This window comes from Paenibacillus allorhizosphaerae (genome assembly GCF_042659105.1).
GTDB classification, from domain to species: domain Bacteria; phylum Bacillota; class Bacilli; order Paenibacillales; family NBRC-103111; genus Paenibacillus_G; species Paenibacillus_G allorhizosphaerae.
In genome coordinates this window covers 46,126-64,619 of sequence record NZ_JBHSRV010000020.1, presented here as the reverse complement: position 1 = coordinate 64,619, position 18,494 = coordinate 46,126, and the positions used below count along the sequence as shown (strand labels likewise).

Below are 18,494 nucleotides of genomic sequence, written 5' to 3'. Positions count from 1 at the left end.
ACCAGACCAATTCTACCATCAGAACCGGATTAAACCGATCCCAATTAAAGAAGTACGTGTATAACTTGAAAAACTAAGCCTAGATGAGTAAGAGTGAGCTTGTGTCCAAACTCAGGGGGTTAATCCGATCTCCTTCGTACGTATCCTCACTAATAAACCGCCCTACACTCGGATCGTACCATCTTGCTCTGAGATATTGCAAGTTCGTACTGTTGTCCCAAAACTCGCCGCTGTAGCGGAATGGTTGCTGGACTTGCTCTTGCGTTGCCAATGGATTGCCCCAGATATCATACGAATACTGATTCAAAATATTCCCGTTACTATCTGTAAGACCTACAATATCTCCATGGCCGTTGGTCATATAGTACGTCTTCATGCCGCCAGCATCTACTCTAGCAACGAGTCCTGCTCCTCGTACATACCTTGATTTTAAGTTCGAACCGCCGCCGGACACGTTCCCTTCGGCGATCATGTTCGCGCCGTCGTAATAATACCGCGTCGTTTGCCCGTTCTCCGTACGCTCATACAACAATCCATCGCCGTTATAGATATAGGTGATGGTTCTACCGTCGCCTATCGTAACTTGAGTGAGCCTGTTCCGATCATCGTAAGTATAATTGGCTCCGCTGTTGATAACAAGTACGTTATCGCTTTGCAACGATTGACGGTTTCCGCGCACATCATACGTATATTGCTCGTCAAACTGACTCGACGTCTCGATACGGTTTATCGGATCGTAGGAAAACGTATACGATGCGCCGTTTTCCGTCTTGCTCATTTGATTTGCATTATTGTCGTAGCCGTAGCTGTAAGCAAACGGATTTAATGTATTCCCGGCTCGAATATAGGACAACGCCGTCAAGTTCGCTCCGTCATACGTATAGGTGTTGCTGATGTTACTTCTTAACGTGCTGCCGGACAATAAATCGTTCTTTTTGTAAGTGTAGCTCACATCCCAGTCATTCCAGAACGGTCCCACATTGCTCAAACGATTTTTTGCGTCGTAACCATATACCGTCGGGTTGCCAAACGGATCCGTCATTTGGGTGCGGTTGCCCTGGAGATCGTATGCATACGAGATGGATTTGTTATCCGGGTAGGTCACTGTTTGCAATTGACCCAATGTATTGTACAAGTACATTGTTACTCCCGTAAGATCGGTCATTTGGGTTCGGCGTCCCGCGGCGTCGTATTCATAGGATATCGTTTCCTGGGCAGATGCATTCTGGGTCAGCCAATTACGCGAATTATACACATTCGTAATCGTCTGATTTTTCCGGTCTACATAGGTTGCCAGATTGCCGCTCGCGTCATAGTAATATTTCTCGGCGGATCCTGTTGGATCGATCTTCCGGATCTGTCTCCCCAACTCGTCGTATTGTTTCTGCAATACCTTCAGGTCCGGATACTGGATTTGGGTCAGCTTGTCCGCATAGTTGTAGCTGTAGTTCGTGATGTTGTTTTTGGCATCCTTCAGGGAAAGCAGCCGGCCAAATACCCCATACGTGTATGTCGTCAGATTGTTCCGTCCGTCTGTCGAGGTAAGGAGGTTGCCTGCGTAATCATAAGCAAGGCTTCCTAGCGTGATCGCGCCGGTCGGTTTCAGCCATTCCTTCTTCGACACCCGGTTTAATAAATCATAGGTTTCTTTCGTTTGATTGCCTTCCGGATCCGTTGCCGTCTGGGTATGAGCTATATCGTCGTAAGCGATGCGAGCTACTCCGGAATCCGGATAGTTGGTGGCAATGAGCCGGTTCCAGTGATCGTATTCGTAGCTGGTTGTATGGTTCAGCGCATTCGTGGTCGATGTCATACGCCCATAAATGTCATATCCGTAGGAAACGGTGCCGCCTCCGACGATGCCCGTCGATATTTTCCAGCCTAGCGGATTCCATTTCGTTACCGTTTGAATCCCGGTCTCATCCGTGCTATTCTGTGAAGCATCGATATCCACGCCATCCGTATTTGTTACGGTCGGAAGCAGCAAACTGGTATTCGCCGGATCTGGACCGCCACGCAAATCGTTAACTATCTTTATATGGTTCAATACAACGTCTTGAGCATACAGGAGGTGAAGCGTCCATCTTGCCGAATCCAGAAAATAAATATCTTCGATCCGCAGATCCGTTACATTAGCAGTCCGCAGGAGCTTAATATTCTCATTACTGTTTAGCGTCTTCATCGCCATCCCATTACCGTCAATGATGCCTCGACCACTTATTTTCACATGACTGGCATTCTGAATGAAGATGAAAGACGAGTCCGAGCCATTTTGGAGTGGATAGTTGGCCACGCTGGAATCAGGTATGGCCTTGATCCATGCCCCGCTTTGCAGGTACATGTGCACATTGCTCTTGAGCTTGAGCTGCGTTGTCATGTACTTCCCGTCAGGCACGAACAGTATTCCGCCCGCCCCATTGTTCATTGCAGATGTATCATTGATCGCTTGTTGAAGGTAATCGGTTACCGCCTCTTCTGGATTACGGTTCACAGGCAAGTAGGTAGCGAGATTAATGACATTCGCATCTTGAAGCTGGGGCACATTCGTTTCCGTACCGTCTGCAAATAGAAGCAGCTTCTCCAGATTGTTGACACTTACAATTAAGGTTCTTGGGCGGTCGATCGCAAACGATAGACTGTTGCCGTTGCTACTCTCTTGAATTTGATAGCTCTTGGGGCTGATTTCGAAGGAAGCGATCGCTTCGCTGGCTGTGACCGTTATGTTGGCGGTTTCCTCAAAGGCAAACCGTGCCATACTTACATCCCCAAACTTCTCCACGAATACGTTCTGTCCATTAATCAGTAGGGTATATGAATCACTGGTCGCGATGCCTGGTCTGACAGGGTAGGATTGAACCGTATTGACTCGTGCTGTAAAGTTGAGCTGCGCTGGATTTGAAATTCCCATATAAGATTGCCCATCCGTGTTAAAGAATGTCCTTCTACCAATTAACATGTAGTAGCCTGTATTATTCTGCAACTCTGCCGTGTGCTGAATGGTAATAACATTCGTACCAAAACCAGAAACCTTGGATGAATTTCCTGGGATCGACTCTATAAGAGAGTCATCATTGCTTTTGCGAATCTCAATCACCCCTGGCCCCCCATTAGCAACGATTCCGTCAAAAGTCAGCACGATCTCATCGCTCGACATGAAGGAGGCTTCATTATCAACTGGAAGGGAGCCGGTAAGACTTAGTGGCGATCCACCCTGCTGGTAGAGGGCTGGAGTACCGCCGTGATTCACATTCACGATATCCGTATCGCCATCGCCATCAAAGTCGCCTACGCCGAGAAATGGCGCATAAAAATAATTGACATTGGCTGTAAATGACACGCTGCTGAAAGGATTGCTGTCCCCCGTCTGCTCTGAGAAGGTGCCGTCTCCGTTATTTTTCCAGAACTGAATCCCTATGTTCAATGAATTGCGGTTAATTAAATCCACTAGGCCATCGCCGTTAAAGTCCCCTGCAACGAACTTGCCTGTTGTTGTTCCTAAGGCCGTTCCAAAAGCATGGAGCGGATTCGTCCCGTCGCCTTGCAGTACGGTAAAGCTGCTTCCTTCATTACGATACATGGCTGGCGTGCCACCGTGGTTGTTGTTGAAAATATCCATATCGCCGTCACCATCGAAATCACCGGCAGCGACATTCAGCGTTGTAAAATAATTAATATTGGATGAGAAGGTTACTGTTGAGAGAGGATTGCTGGCTCCAGATAATGGAGTGAACGTTCCATCACCTTTATTTTGCCAATACTGCAAGCCAGTTGAGGTTGTATTGCGGTTTACCAGATCCGTATCTCCGTCACCGTCCAAGTCGGCAGCAATAGCCTTGAAGCTCCCACCTCCAAGGGCCGTACCGAAGGCATGCAGCGGATTGACCCCCGCACCTTGAAGAACCGTAAAGCTCCCACCGTCATTACGGTACAATGCGGGTACTCCTTCATGACTTACATTAAACACATCCACATCCCCATCACCGTCGAAATCGCCCTTCAGCAAGTAAAGCTCGCTAAAATTCGAGACAACAGCTGAGAATGCCACATCCTTGAAAGGATTGCTTGCCCCCGTAAGCTCCGTGAAGGTAGCGTTTCCGTTATTTCTCCAAAATTGGATTCCCGTATTGCCTGCGTTCCGGTTCGCCAAATCCGTATCTCCATCGCCGTCGAAATCCGCTTCGATATATTTGTTGCTGCCGGAAATACCGACAGCGGTACCGAAATCGTGGAGCGGGTTGGTCCCTTGCCCTTTAAGAACAACGATAGCAGGTGCCGCGCGTGCCGTGAGAGAAAAGCATAAGCACGTAACCCATAAAGCCATTGTGAAAAATAGCCCGATTCGAGCGGTGCTACGTTTAAATCTGAACAAATCGATTCCCTCCCTTAATTAAAAATCAGGTTGGAAGCGCTTCCATATTTTCAACGTTTCCAACCTCAGACACCTCCTTGGCCGTCCTTTATTTTTCCTTTGCTTGTTCTGTTGAGATATACTTGTTGATTGCTTCCTCCGCATTGCGCAGAGCCGTGTTCATATCCGCTGAACCATTAGCGAAATTCAAATACTCGCTCATTAATTTTTTCCGAGATTCCACGTAATACTTCGAGAAATTCATTCCAGCTGCCGGCTTGCTTTTAAAAATCGGTTGGAGATCAATGCCTTTCATGTGGGTCATATCGGCTGCAAGTTGCTTCTTCATCTCTGGGTTTTTAAGCGGCGACGTCTTTCCATACTTTCTTGCGATCTTCAACTGTACTTCATCGGAGGTCATTACTTCAACGACCTTCATGGCTGCATCCTTGTTTTTGCTTTGCGGGGTCACCACGATAAAGTGGGCATCCAGGTAGCCGTAGGTGTTCGGCAATTCCTTATAGCTCGGATATTGAGCCACACCCAGATTCAACCCTTTTTCCATCGTGTCCTTCGTGCTCTCCAGCATATTGATTGTCGCGTACATCGCGATCGTTTTCGTTTTCCAGAAGGCATCCGTGTCGCCCGCATCCACCTTCGGCGGCATATTATTCGGGATGGATATAATATCTTTGCCCAGCTGGAACACCTTGCGCCAAGCATCATTATTCACATTCGCTTTTTGGGTCTTCGGGTCAACAATATTCGGTGAAAGCGAAGACGACAGCCGGGAAATATGCTCGTAGGCAAGACCGCGATATTGGATCCCGTTCTCCTGATGCGACACTTTCTTTCCTAGCTCAATCGCTTCTTCCCAAGTCATGCCATCCTTCGGATAGGGGACGCCGAATTTATCGAAAATGTCTTTATTATAATAGAGTGCATTAAATTGCTGGTTGTACGGTATCCCATATAGCTCTCCCTTGTCCGATAAGGCTTTGACTGCGTCAATCGCAACCGGTTCAAACCTCCCTAGATCGAGATTGTTCTGCTTCACAAGAGGAGCCATATCCCCGACTAAATGATAATTTTCCAACGTCTTAATTTCGGCCTGCCAGCCATTGATCAAGTCAGGAGTATCACCGGCAGCGAGCATATCCGGGATCGTCATTCCTCCGGCTTGCGAACGAATCAATTGTACCGTAATGTACGGATATTTTTTCTTCAGCGGTTCAACGATGTAATCATTGAACATTTCCTCATTGGTGAAATTTTGGTAGGTATACAGCTTTAAGGTAACCGGGTCTTGCTTGCTCTCCTGCTGCTTACTGGCATCGCTAACCGCCTTCTTCTCAACGACGGGCTCCGAGCCGCATGCAGTCAATCCAAGCACCATGAATACGGGGATGCCCCCCATGAACATACGTTTTAACATTGGAATTACCTCCTAATCGTTATTTGAAGCTAGTTTTATTTTTGTCATACCAATCCTGCACTTGCTTCCAGACGCTTTCGCCGTTTAGACGCTTCCATTCCTTTTGCAGCTCGGCCGCTCCCCATTCAGGTGTATACTGTGGGCCGCCCATAATCACCTTATTGTCGATCTCATCGGCTTTAGGGGTGAATTCAGCAAGAAATTGGCCCAATTCAGGGAAGGAAGGCGCATATGGAATGTCACTTCTGAACTTGTTCTTCATTGCGGTTTCCAGACCGAGAGCCTTCAGCTTGGCATATTCCTGGGATACCGGATCACTTGCAGCCATTTTCACAATATCCTCCACCTTTGGATTCCACTGATTGACAATCGGGTACTCGTAAGCGTAATCCAGCTCTTTCTTGTTCTTTTCACCGTCAATCGCTTGTATGCTATCGCTGGTCTTTTTGTAATGAATTCCTTCAATGCCGAACTTTAACGTAAACCACCCCTTATCGACCATCCAATCAAGAAACTCCACTGCAGCCTTTGGATTTTTCATATTTTTATTGAATGCAATCAGCATCGAAGCTGGAGCTTCCTGGAGTAACCCGAACTTTCCATATTTGGTCGAGACCGATTCCATAGGCACAGGCTGTGCACCCGGCACATTCATCTTCAAATCGCGGTATTCGGAATCCATGCTCCACGATCCCAGATAGATGCCTGCCTTGCCGGTTACCCAGAGCTGGCGCTCCCGCTGATAGCTTTTATCCGTTATATACTCCTTATCGACCATGCCGTTGTCATACATCTTTTTGGCCATGGCCAGAGTATCCTTGTAACGGTCCGTCAAGCGCCCGAGCTGCATCTTCCCATTATCCGTATACCATGTATCAGGTCTGGATGCGTTCATAGCCGAAGGATAGCTCTTGAATTGGCTGTTAAAGGCAAATCCTAGCGTATCGTTCTTGCCATTGCCGTCTGGATCCTTCTCAACAAATGACTTGGCAACGCTCATAAGCTCCTCATCCGTCTTCGGCATCGCCAGGCCCAGCTTATCAAGCCAATCCTTGCGAATCCATATGCCTTGGTTGGCAATCGTATCGATGCCGCGTTTGGAAGAAACCGCATACATCTTTCCATCAATGGTAAGATAGGGCTTCAGTTCGGGATGCTCGTTTAAGTATTTCTTGTAGGATGTGCTGTATTTCTCGATATAGGAGTCAATCGGCTGAATCGCTCCTTGGGAGGCCAGCAAGGCGATATAATTGCGATCAAATTCCCATATCAAGTCCGGCGCCTCGTTGGCAGCGACCAGCGTATTGAGCTTCTGCTGCGCCGTACTGCGGGGTACCGGCACCCATTTAACTTTAACGCCTGAATTTTCGTTCATCCATTTGGTCCATCGGTTTTGCTCGTAGGATCCTTCCTCTGCCGGAACGCGCCCCCGGTCAAACATGGAGATGCTGATTTCTTTTGGCAGCTTGGCATACTTATCGGTTTCATTAACTCCTTCCTGCGCAGTTGCAGACTCCTTCTTCTCATCGCATGCGGACAACATTCCTGCCATTCCGAGTGCAATGGCCAAACCCGCTGAAACAACCTTTTTTTTCTGTCTGAAGCGCATGTACTTGACCTCCTGAATCCATCAAACTATATATCATAAGACTTCGTCTTATCGATACCATGATTATGTAATTAACCTTTAACGGAGCCAATAAGAACACCTTTGATAAAATACTTTTGTAAGAAAGGATAAACCATCAGAATGGGTGCCGTTGCTGTTACGATTGCCGCAGCCCGGATGCCCTCCGGCGTCAGATTCTGGCTGTCCATAGCTCCCTCCGAGCCCCCTATAGTTAGCAAGGTTTCACTAACATTGTTCATCTTCTGGTACAACACCATCATGAGGGAAAGCTTGGTGGAGCTGGTTATGTACATTAAGACATTGAAGTAAGCGTTCCACCAGCTGACAGCGTAGAATAGGCCAAGGGCTGCCAGAATGGGCATGGACAAAGGAATAATGATTCGTCCCAATATCTGAAAATCATTGGCTCCGTCCATGACTGCCGATTCCTCCAGTTCAACGGGGAGACCTTCATAGAACGATTTCATGACGAACATGTTGTAGGTGCTAATCAAGTTTGGAAGCCATAAAGCCCAATAACTGTTCATCAAGCCTAGCGATTTTATTAGAATGAAATTCGGGATGATGCCCCCGCTGAAGATCATCGTGAAGGTAATCCCCATGAGAAGAGCATTCCGTCCGCGCAGCCGTCCCCGGGATAACGGATAAGCTGCCAGCATAGTGGCGATCAAGTTGAGGCATGTTCCAATCATTGTAATCGTGATCGTATTGCGCATGCCAATGAACAGTTGTCCATCCTCGATCAGATTGTGGAACCCTTCAAAGGTCCAGTCTACCGGCCACAGAAAGACCTCGCCCGACGCAAGTGCCCGACTGCCGCTTAGCGAATTGGCAATCACATTCAGGAACGGAAATAGCGTAATTAAACCAATAAAGCCGAGTAGTATGGCATTCATACTGTGAAATATCCGGTTGGATAAGCTTGTTTGTCCCATCATCTGTCTAATCTCCTCACCATAAGCCTCTTTCACCGAGCAGCTTAACTATCCGGTTCATAGAGATAACAAGGATCAGACCGATGACCGATTGAAACAAGCCCAGAGCGGTTGTGTAGCTGTATTGCACATGTTGAAGTCCCATCCGATATACATAGGTGCTGATGACATCTGCAACTTCCAGTACCGCAGTATTTTGCAGTACAAAAATTTGCTCAAAGCCGATATCCATCATGTAGCCCATGCGCAAGATGAGCAAGACCGCAATGGTACTGCGGATTCCTGGCAGTGTGATATGCCAAATTTGGCTTAATCGGCCTGCGCCATCCATACGGGCTGCTTCATAGAGCTGGGGGTCGATGCCCGTGATCGCCGCCATATAAAGAATCGTATTCCAGCCGGCGCTATGCCAGATACCCGACAAAACAAACATCACAGGCCACCAAAACGGGTTGGCCAGGAAGTAGATCGGCTCCATTCCAAATCCATGGTGCAATACGAAATTAACGACTCCCGTGCTAGGACTAAGCAGCGTGTTGATGATTCCGCCAAGCACCACCCATGAGATGAAATGTGGCACATAGAGCAAATTTTGAATTATCCGCTTGAACCCTTCGTTTCTTACCTCGTTAAGCAGCAGTGCGAGAAGGATCGGCACCGGGAACCCGAATACGACGCTATATACATTTAGAAGCAAGGTATTACGCAGAATATTGAAAAAATCAGGACTGCTGAGCAGCTTCCGAAAATGCTTCAAACCCACCCATTCGCTACCCAAGATGCCATCGGCAAACCGGTAATTCTTGAAGGCAATGACTTCCCCGAGCATCGGCGCATACTTAAAAATAAGGTAATAAGCAACGATCGGGATCAGCATTAGATACAAATATTTGTCCCGTTTGATGCATTTCCTCAGCCCATTCGCCTTCGGTCGGGGCAAAGCGTGAGACGATGGATGGGGTGACGCATGCGCCGCCGCCAACTTCTCGCTCATAGGAACCACTCCTCAATTTCAACATTCTGTGATGTCCATATCCTACCTCCTACAGGGGTGTTTGCAAATGTTCACTTGTTCATAATATTGACTATTGATCATTATTCATGGGGTTACCTTTGTTAATACCATGGATGTTTGTTCTACTGCGCTCCAAAATCAACTGTTCACGATATTCTCCAGGGGTCAAGCCTGTTACTTTTTTAAAAATACGGATGAAGCTGTGTGAGTTCGAGTAGCCAACTTGCTCTGCAATATTCCCAACCTTGGCGTTGCCTTTCTCCAGGAGCTGCTTCGCCTTGTTGATCCGCAATTGAATCAGATGGTCGGTAAAATTACTTTCCGTATAATCCTTAAATATTTTACTGATATAAGGCACACTCAGCTGGAATGTATCCGCAATCATATTCATGGAAAGATCGCTTCTCATGTAATGCTTTGAAATAAACGCTAACATATGCTCTACCGTCTCATTGCTGCCGCGATGGCTTCGCTTCTCAACGATTCGGTCGAGGAGTTGTTTGAAGTAGCCGGTAATATCCCGTTTAAGCTCATTTGCATTTTCAGCAGCCTCAATTTTTTCATATAGCTTAACGTCTCCGCCAATCAATGACTCGACGTCCAGACCGATATCTGAACCGATCTTCAGTGACCGAAGGACCAGCTGCATACATATCTGCATCAGCAGTTTCGGAGGAACACTCTCCTGAAGGGCCTGCTGGAATAACAGCTCCAGCTTCTTGGTTACCCCTCCATCATCCACAGCCTTCACCGAGTCAAGCACCGCATCCGCCATATCGAATAAACGGTAAAATTGCTGCCGACTGTAATCTTCTATATCCTCAATAGAGATCACGTGGTTTGCTCCAAGCAGCAACCGATATTGAAGTGCTTCTAGCGCTTCACGATAAGACTTGTGGAGATCCTCCAGCAGCTCATACTGCCGGCCAACTCCTATCGTAATCGTCTGCTTGAATTGCTCCTGTACGAAGGTCTTGATCAAATCAGCAATGGTTAAGGCTGTCAGCATGTTGGATTGCTGCTCCGCCTTCTCAAAGCTGATGATAATGACCACCCTGCCATCAATCATTTCAACAGCTGTTCCCTTATTCTCGGCATGGATCAGCTCATCAGCCACATTGCACAAGGCATAAGCATAAAGCGGCAAATCTTTGGAAGAAATTTGAGCCTTATGATCAAATTCTGCTGACATCACGATAAAATGAGCTGGATGAAGCTGGATATCAAGCCATTCCAAATGAGGCTTAACCTCTATAAATCGGGTCCTATACCCCATCAGCATATCGGAGATAAGTCTCCATTTCATCACCGGTATGTTCTGCCTTACTTGACGCTGCATGTGGTCATGCTCTAGTAGAAAGCTATCGAATAACCCTTCAGCCGTCTCGAGGTTCACATCGCGTTCCTTCACTTGAAGCTCCGAATCCGGTCCCTTGCGTGAATTCAGCTGTTTATTGATCGAGCGGACAAAGCTCTCGAAGGGCCGGTACGTGACTGTATTGACCAAAAACACCGCGGCAAGTGCCACTACAAACATGACGAAAGCGATCAACATAAGCCAATTGCGAACCGTAAGTAATTCCCGGTTCAACTGCAGACTTGGGATGACGCTGATATATTTCCAGCCTGTGTACCCAGACGAAGCAAAGAACACCAGATTTTGGGTCCCATCTATCGTTTCTTCGAAGCTCCCCGCCCCGCCGCTGTTCATTATTTTGATGATTTCATTCTTGGTACTAATATTTTGGCCTAGCATTTGTTTATCAGAATGGGACAAGACTTGCCCATTCTCATCGAGAATAAAGGATTGGCCTAGTCTTCTAACACCATCATTTAAGTTGTAAAGCATGCTCTCGTCGATATTGATGATCAAAGCCCCCTTACGAAAGGTAGGGCTGCTAATCACCGGATAAGAGCGAACCAGGGTCAGCACTTGCTTTCTTGCCGGATATAGTGCCATTTTATCCTCTATACTGCGAAGTCCGAGCCAACTATAATAGCCTGCAAATTGATCGAAGCTGTCTCTCCAGCCCTTGTCGAAGAAGGCCGTCTCCGTTGATGACGTAGAGGAAGAAAGATACATCTTTTCCCCATACGAATATAAGTAGGCCGATTGAATATGGGTATTCGCGTTCATCATATTCTCCAGCTTCTTCATCAAGTCACTTTGCTTCTGCAAGCGCTCCAAGCTGTCAGCATAATTGCCGTCGGCGAACATCCGAACCTCCGGCTCTTGTAATAAGTTCAGCGCATCCTTATCCACTTCATGAAGGATCATTTCTGTTTTTTCCATAACCTGATGAAGCAGTGCTGTATTGGAAAAAATCAATTCCTGTTGCAAGCTTCTAGTTGTATTCAAATATGAGAGCAGAACCGTTGCCGAGATAATGACGAGGAATATAGTAGCATAAAACAAACTTGCCGCTTTAGAAATATTCTTGTTAATGAAACGCATTCAATCACCTCAAAAAAATACAGTTATAGTTGCACACTTTTTGTCTATTATAATCGAAATAACTGCCAACCTCAGCTAAGATTTATTCTGCAGTACGCCGGCCGACTGTGAGAGCGGACACACTATTAAGGAAATTGAAAACCGCCTTTGATCTTGCAGGCCTGGACGAAAACTGCAAACTTTTGATCATCCAGTGATCTAAACCATCCTTCAGAAAAAAAGACAACCCGCTGAACAGGTTGTCCGCCGCGAGTACAAGTTGCTTATCTCCTTCTTCCATCGATAGCAGCGCTTCTGTTTGCATGAACTCTTCATACTCTTCATCATATCTTCTCGTCCAATCAAATTCTATATTGTCAGGAACAACCTTAAACACTTCAGGTAGTGCCAAGACATAGCAGGCGGCATCATACTCAATACTGGGCATACAATACTTTATTATTTTCTTGTAACACCAGACTGGAGCCCTCCAACGGCAAAATATCATATCCGTTATATTGTGAGGGATAGCTCGTTTCAGTAATTTCGAGTACTGTCGCCATCACATCCGTAAGCTGTGCCGGAGTATGTCGTTTAGCGTTTCGCTCTGGGTGCTTTTCTTGTTTTACGTGTACGGGCCATTCATTCATGTTAGGGTAAATCAATTGAAGGGAAGACTTTATTTACAGGATGAAGGATAAGATGGTATAGTTAATTCATGGTAAGCAAATGATCGAAAAGTGGACATATGATCATGTCAAACGATTACATTTTGCATGCCTAAATAATATACTCTTCAATTTCTCTATTTATTAAGAACTGCTGTGTTCTTCGGTACAGTACCGGTCGCAGCTGCGCTTTCTGTTGGCAGCCATGACGGTGATCGGCAGCAGCCAGGGACAGGGGACTGCGGCGGATAAGGGCAAGTACGGGTCGGAAGTGAAGACGATGCCCAAGGAGCCTGTCACGATCAGCAAAAACAATCTGGCTGCAGTAGTCAAGGCATAGGGTCTACTGTCCGATCCGGCGATGGACTCGGTGGCAGCAACATCATTCGAATATTTAAACAAACATTTATCCGAAAGGAAGAATTCAAGTGAACCCATCATTGAAAGCGATTACAACGTTATCACTCGCTGCTTCCTTGGCCTTATCGGGGTGCAGTTCATCCCAAAGCCCAAGTTCCGCTGCGTCCGACGATTCCGGAAAAAAGGAAGCAACATCCACTTTCACTGTGCCGACGGATCCCGTCACGCTGAAATTTTTAGTTCATGGGGTCAGTTTGTCCGATGTGGATTTTCAGACGTTTTACGTAGAACCGTTAAAGAAAAAGTACCCTCACATTACCCTTGAATTAATGACAAAAACCAACGGCACAACCGAAGCATTGGAGAAGTTGATTGCGGCCAACGATATGCCGGACATAATTATGCTCGACAACGATTGGTATATGCCGCTCAAGCAGTTGGGGATACCCGAGGATTTAACTGATCTGATCAAGAAGTTCCAGATTGATCTGACCAAGCTGGATCCTCAGACAGTGCAAACCGTCCGGGGGTTGGAGCCGGGGAAATTTCCGTTGATGCCGTACTATCAAAGTGCGGGCGCGATGTTCTACAACAAGGATTTGTTCAACCAGTTTGGTTTGCCGTACCCGAAAGATGACATGCAGTGGCCTGAGGTTATGGAATTGGCCCGCAAAATGACCCGGATGCAAGATGGCGTGCAATATATTGGCGTCGACCTCCGGTTGCCGGATCATATGGTAAGCCCCTACTCGCAGCCGTTCGTCGATCCGAAGACGAACAAGGCGCTGATCGATACCCCGCTTTATAAAAGGGTGTTAGAGGTATTTGATCAAATGTACAAGATGCCTGGATTCGTATCAGGGAACAAGTACGCGTATGCTCCCGACGGTTTTATAAAGGACAAGAATGTTGCGATGGTTCCGGATTGGTACAGTAAGACTTTAAGCGACCTGGTACAGGCCCAGGCGAATGGTATGGCGCCCGATTGGGACTTGGTGACAAATCCAACGTTCGAAGACCGCGTAGGCAAAGGACGACATGCGATTGCTGGAGGGCTAGTCATCTCCAAAACCAGTAAACACAAGGATCAGGCGATGCAGGTGCTTCAGATGATGGCTTCCCGCGAGGAGCAAATCCTTTTGAGTAGTAATGCCAAAGTGACGATCATGAACGACGACGGGGTTAAGAAGGCGTTCGGCACGGCCATTCCAGCCTTAAAGGACAAAAATACGGCCGCCATATTCAAATACCCGGCCTCTCCGACACCCCCGGCAAATATCGCCGACAAAGAAGTACAGTCCATTATCCGGGATATGCGCAAGGGGATAGCTATCGACAAGAAGGATATTAATACCGTGCTTCGGGAAGCACAGGAAAAGGCCGATAAGAAAATTGCGGAATTGACTGTATCGAAATGAGGATTATATAGCCGCCCGCTCTACGGGCGGCTTGATTTTTGTGCGTTCAGCATGGGCGATCGTCTCCAGTGTGAAAATTCCCGAACGAATCAAAAATCGTCAAACACCTCAACAAATTTTGCAAAAAATAACTATAGTTGTAGTATCCTGACCTTTAGTTGAACAGTAGCTTCCTTTAGACAACCGCGGCTACAAACCTAAAAGTAACGACGGTAGAGTTCTCGCCGGCGTTCCCCGCGCAGTTGGGCGTATATTTGAGTGGTTGAGTATGACGAAAGCGATGTGGATATACATTTGCTTCGAGTTCTCCCCGATCAACAAGCCGTTTTAATGTCCTCCTGATCGTCGGAATAGCCATCCGTCTTGTAGGATGCGAATCGGTTACAAATAAGGCCTTGCAGGAGTCCTCGCGGCTCGCGAGATACTTCTTCAACCACACTTTACATTCGGTGGTAAAGTAAACCTCTCTTTGTTTTGAACCCTTGCCATTTACAATTGCGGAGATGCTTATCGTTTCCCGTTAGCACGACAAATGATATTTATTGATTTTTGAATTTGCCCTCACCTTCACCGAATGAATTTCCCGATATTTCACTATGAAAAAAGAGGAGTCCACTCGTTGTGGCTCCTCAACAATCGAACAATAATTCAGAGATACTGACGTTGTCCAGTTTGTGCTGCTTTTTCCACTGCATCAAGAAGTAGATGAAGTTTTACCGCATCCGCAAAACTAGGTGTCAGGAATGTTCCTGCTTGTATATCTTTAGCAAACTTACTGTGCGCCTGAGCGACATTCAGAACAAACCCTGCATCGTTTTTAAGGGAATCTGGTACCCAGTAATAAGAATCAGGGATTGTTAATTCATGAAGCTTTTTATCAGTTGGCCCTGCACCCCGTAATTGATGTGATCCAAATTGAATCGAAGCAGGCGCAATGAGTACGATGGTTCCCTTGTCTCCGAAAATTTCAAGAGTAAGCCCTGTCTGGTGCCTAACTCCCCCTTGTATATGAACGCTGTCTGCTGCACCGTTGCTCTTTTCATGGTGATCAATTAGGGGTCCTGCAAACATTTGACGAAAATATACGCTAAGCTTTGATCTCATATCGGAATTGGCGATATTCCATACTCCAAGCTTACTCGGTATTTTTGCGCTATCTGAGCAATTTCAAGATGATACTATAGCACCTACATCATGGCCTCAAGACTCTGAAATGCCGAGAACGGCGGCCCCTCTTCGACACGCTGACGGATCTGGCGGGCACACTCCTCGGAGCTAAGGATCGAAGTATCAACCTCCATGTCATAGATACCCGGCACATGGACAGCTTGCTGCCACAATCTCACCGGCTTTGGCACAGAGCCGTCCTCTTCGTAGCCGGTATTCCAGGTAGCGATCCGCCGCTGCATGACAACCTCTATTGGGCATCGTACACCCACAAATAAAACCGGCAGTCCACTCAGGATTTTGGCACATTTGGGAAGAATCCCCCGCGGAATCGAATAAGAATCGTGGTGCCAGACATCCACCACGACATTCAGTCCTAAGCGGCTGTGTACAGCAATGGACTCATACATGGCCTCATACAGGGTCACAATGAGAGGTTCAAGGTCGGGGCGTTCCCCACCGGGCCGAAGCGAGATCCCAGGCTGGTAGCGTTCGGGGGTCATTTTCTTGAACAGACTGCCCCCCACGTTCATCCATACACCCTCAAACGTATTCTGGATCGCGGTGGCAATACTAGACTTCCCAGCCCGCGGGTTGCCATTCAAAATCACTATTTGTCCGAGTTTATTTTCATGTGGCATGCGTTCCCCTCCATTCAATGATTTCACTCATACTGTGTGTCTTTCCTTCTTTGGTACCTATATTAACAGCGATGCAGCTAATAAAAAAGTATGTTAACGAATAATCTTATCCAGTTATCAGACGAAACCCCTGGATTCGTTTTTCGGTTTCGTACAGCCGCCATAACTCACTTAAAATCATAAATAAACCTCCCATAAGAGCTATTAAATCTAGTTTGCTTTTTACGGAAGGTTTTAGACTGACTTTATTAAACTAGCGTTACCCGTTAGTTTTTTTCAAATCCATAATCCCGTTCGACCTTACAGACTCTCGTTTTGTACCTGAGATACCAATCAGACATACCTCGTCTTTGAGCAATAGTGTAAGTATTCTCCCTGAAATGATACTGTCACAGAATCAATATGATTTATGCAAGAGACCATTGCATTGAGAGCATTTCCGTTCCATAGGCATTGCTGCCGTTTCTTTTAAAAATATCTCTCCAGCAGCAAAAAATTTGTTGATTTCATCACTGCATGGATCGACAAATTGTAACTAATAAAGTTAAAAATTTCTTCGTTATTCAACTAAGTAGAGTAAAGGGCAGGAGATATTAGCCCTTCCTCATCAAACCGTAGGTGCGGTTTTCTCCCATACGGCTTTCCGATGTTCTTCACCCAGGCCAGTACGGACTTCCCATTTGCATACAAATTACCAGTCCACCTTTTCATAAATTACCGATTTTAACAATTTTCGAGTCATACATATGTACTATCCGTTACCTCAATAAAGGATCATTTCTTCAAAAGGACTGACTCGCTGCGATTTCCCTGTTCATTGTTTGTTTGTATTCTTTGGTTATTTGAAACCATAACGCGTTTAAAACAGTAATACACTAATAAAAGACAGGGAGGTCTGCATGATGAGAATAAGATTTATGTATCTTGTGCTTCTCCTGTTCGTAGTCACAGGCTGCTCTATTGCGGATAAGGTTAACGATTCATTAAATTACACCGAAGAAGCGAGGTCCTTTATATCCAATGCTGCTCGGCTGGCGGAGCAATGGCCCGCTCTTGCCGAGAAGGCTATAAACGATCCGGGGGCAAGAGACAAATTAAAGAGTGAATTGACAGACATGAAGGAGCGAATTCTTAAATTTAATGCTATCGAAGCACCGGCTTTTGCGAAGAGCGTTCATCAACAATTGGTAAGCTATAACGAAAAATTAATGCAGGAGATTAACGTATATTTGGAGAAAATAAACAACGGTGCGATAGATTGGAAATCGCTAAAGGATTCTCCACTGCTCGATACGCTGAAGCAGGTGACGCAAATTTTGGATCGAGTCCAGAATTTAGCCCCATAATCACGTTCCCATTTTAAATACACGCCACAGAAAAGCAGGCTTTCGGATCGGTTTCCGGAAGCCTGCTTTCTCTGTGGCTTTGCTTCGATTGGCTGAAGTGTGTCTGAGATTTGCTAACTACCGAAAGTTTACGCGGTTACCGGGGTAAAAGGATGTGCGGCAGCTTGACCGGATTGTCAAACTCTACCGTTTGGCAAGCTCCTACACTTTAGTTATCCGTTATTTCAATTTGAATCTGAAATGACAATAGCACTGGATTTTATATGAGTTTGAAGGGTATCTGGTAACTTTAGCTTTAAGTGGGTAATAAAAGTTCATTCTCATTACTTCTTATGCACATTACTTCAACGACCAAAAGCAGGTCGCCGCAGCGCCTGCTACAATTGAAGTTATTGAACTATCGTACTCCGATAGCTCAATAACCTGAATTTATTTTTTTAGGTTTTCTTTCATAAGAGAGGCAATCTTTTGCTCGTCTCCGTTCTGAATCCGTTCCAGTTGTTTAATGACAAGTTCTTGCCTTTGTATTGAATGGTTTTGACTTAATTTTACTTTTCCCTCTATCTTGCTAATTCTTATTTTGAACCCTTGAATCCCTTTATTCATTCCAGCGATAAAGTCTGCGTCTACATCTTGCAATTTATATGGACTATCAGGAGCTTCATATTTCAATACCATTTCATGCAAGGAATCCATTAACTCTTTTTCATCATCAATAAGTTTGACTTCCCCGTATACATGAACTGTCACATAATTCCATGTTGGAACTGCTTTATTTGTTTCATACCATGAAGGAGAGATATAGCAATGCGGACCATGAAAAATGGCTAAGACAAGTTGATTGCTAATATCCTTCCACTGTAGATTTGGACGTGCAAAATGCCCGTATAAATATTTGTTCTCCTTATCCAATATTAAAGGTAAATGTGTAGCGATGGGTACTCCATTTTGTTGTGAAAATAGTGTCGCAAAACTATGTTCTTTTATAACGTCATAAGCGTCTTTTAAATCTTCAATTTGAAAGTGCGAAGGAATATACACTGGTTTTCTCCTCCCCGTTTGCTTTATAACAAAACTCCCTTTTGCTTAATGACGGA

Annotated in this window: 14 protein-coding genes; 3 read left to right on the top strand and 11 right to left on the bottom strand. The window is 45.9% G+C overall.

What is annotated here, in order from left to right; all coding sequences use genetic code 11:
* Positions 1-79: 79 nt before the first annotated feature.
* The 7 genes from ACFQI7_RS33750 to ACFQI7_RS33720 all read right to left on the bottom strand — a co-directional run bounded on the left by ACFQI7_RS33750 (position 80) and on the right by ACFQI7_RS33720 (position 12,245).
* Positions 80-4,321 (bottom strand): FG-GAP-like repeat-containing protein, encoded by a 4,242-nt coding sequence (locus tag ACFQI7_RS33750; protein WP_377518343.1) that lies wholly within the window; start codon positions 4,319-4,321, stop codon positions 80-82.
* A 136-nt stretch (positions 4,322-4,457) separates the two neighbouring features.
* Positions 4,458-5,783 carry an ABC transporter substrate-binding protein gene (locus tag ACFQI7_RS33745; RefSeq protein ID WP_218103348.1) on the bottom strand — a complete coding sequence of 442 codons (1,326 nt, stop codon included), beginning with the start codon at positions 5,781-5,783 and terminating at the stop codon, positions 4,458-4,460.
* Positions 5,784-5,802: 19 nt separating this feature from the next.
* A complete protein-coding gene (locus ACFQI7_RS33740; protein WP_218103349.1) occupies positions 5,803-7,392 on the bottom strand; it encodes an extracellular solute-binding protein in 1,590 nt (529 codons plus the stop codon).
* A 71-nt stretch (positions 7,393-7,463) separates the two neighbouring features.
* Positions 7,464-8,351 (bottom strand): carbohydrate ABC transporter permease, encoded by an 888-nt coding sequence (locus ACFQI7_RS33735; protein WP_218103350.1) that lies wholly within the window; start codon positions 8,349-8,351, stop codon positions 7,464-7,466.
* Between the two features lie 13 nt (positions 8,352-8,364).
* Entirely contained in the window at positions 8,365-9,342 is a 978-nt protein-coding gene (locus tag ACFQI7_RS33730) for an ABC transporter permease (protein ID WP_218103351.1), read from the bottom strand.
* Between the two features lie 91 nt (positions 9,343-9,433).
* Positions 9,434-11,818, bottom strand: coding sequence for a helix-turn-helix domain-containing protein (locus ACFQI7_RS33725; protein ID WP_218103352.1), 2,385 nt, complete (start codon positions 11,816-11,818; stop codon positions 9,434-9,436).
* A gap of 82 nt (positions 11,819-11,900) precedes the next feature.
* Positions 11,901-12,245, bottom strand: coding sequence for a DUF2538 family protein (locus tag ACFQI7_RS33720; RefSeq protein ID WP_218103353.1), 345 nt, complete (start codon positions 12,243-12,245; stop codon positions 11,901-11,903).
* Between the two features lie 416 nt (positions 12,246-12,661).
* On the opposite strand from ACFQI7_RS33720, the gene ACFQI7_RS33715 reads away from it, so the two are divergent.
* Both ACFQI7_RS33715 and ACFQI7_RS33710 read left to right on the top strand, forming a co-directional pair.
* On the top strand, positions 12,662-12,805 hold the full coding sequence (locus tag ACFQI7_RS33715; RefSeq protein ID WP_218103354.1) for a hypothetical protein: 144 nt from the start codon (positions 12,662-12,664) through the stop codon (positions 12,803-12,805).
* Positions 12,806-12,893: 88 nt separating this feature from the next.
* Positions 12,894-14,243, top strand: coding sequence for an ABC transporter substrate-binding protein (locus ACFQI7_RS33710; RefSeq protein WP_218103355.1), 1,350 nt, complete (start codon positions 12,894-12,896; stop codon positions 14,241-14,243).
* A 175-nt stretch (positions 14,244-14,418) separates the two neighbouring features.
* On the opposite strand, the gene ACFQI7_RS33705 is transcribed toward ACFQI7_RS33710, so the two are convergent.
* From ACFQI7_RS33705 to ACFQI7_RS33695, 3 genes are all read right to left on the bottom strand, one after another.
* The gene (locus ACFQI7_RS33705; protein WP_230415773.1) at positions 14,419-14,682 is read right to left on the bottom strand and encodes a hypothetical protein; all 264 of its coding nucleotides are present in this window, start codon (positions 14,680-14,682) and stop codon (positions 14,419-14,421) included.
* Between the two features lie 209 nt (positions 14,683-14,891).
* Entirely contained in the window at positions 14,892-15,314 is a 423-nt protein-coding gene (locus ACFQI7_RS33700) for a hypothetical protein (protein ID WP_218103356.1), read from the bottom strand.
* 116 nt (positions 15,315-15,430) lie between these two features.
* A complete protein-coding gene (locus tag ACFQI7_RS33695; protein ID WP_218103357.1) occupies positions 15,431-16,051 on the bottom strand; it encodes a chloramphenicol phosphotransferase CPT family protein in 621 nt (206 codons plus the stop codon).
* A gap of 899 nt (positions 16,052-16,950) precedes the next feature.
* Here ACFQI7_RS33695 and ACFQI7_RS33690 point away from each other — a divergent pair.
* Positions 16,951-17,397 (top strand): DUF6376 family protein, encoded by a 447-nt coding sequence (locus tag ACFQI7_RS33690; protein WP_230415775.1) that lies wholly within the window; start codon positions 16,951-16,953, stop codon positions 17,395-17,397.
* A gap of 429 nt (positions 17,398-17,826) precedes the next feature.
* On the opposite strand, the gene ACFQI7_RS33685 is transcribed toward ACFQI7_RS33690, so the two are convergent.
* Positions 17,827-18,438 (bottom strand): FMN-binding negative transcriptional regulator, encoded by a 612-nt coding sequence (locus ACFQI7_RS33685; RefSeq protein WP_218103358.1) that lies wholly within the window; start codon positions 18,436-18,438, stop codon positions 17,827-17,829.
* Between the last annotated feature and the right edge of the window lie 56 nt (positions 18,439-18,494).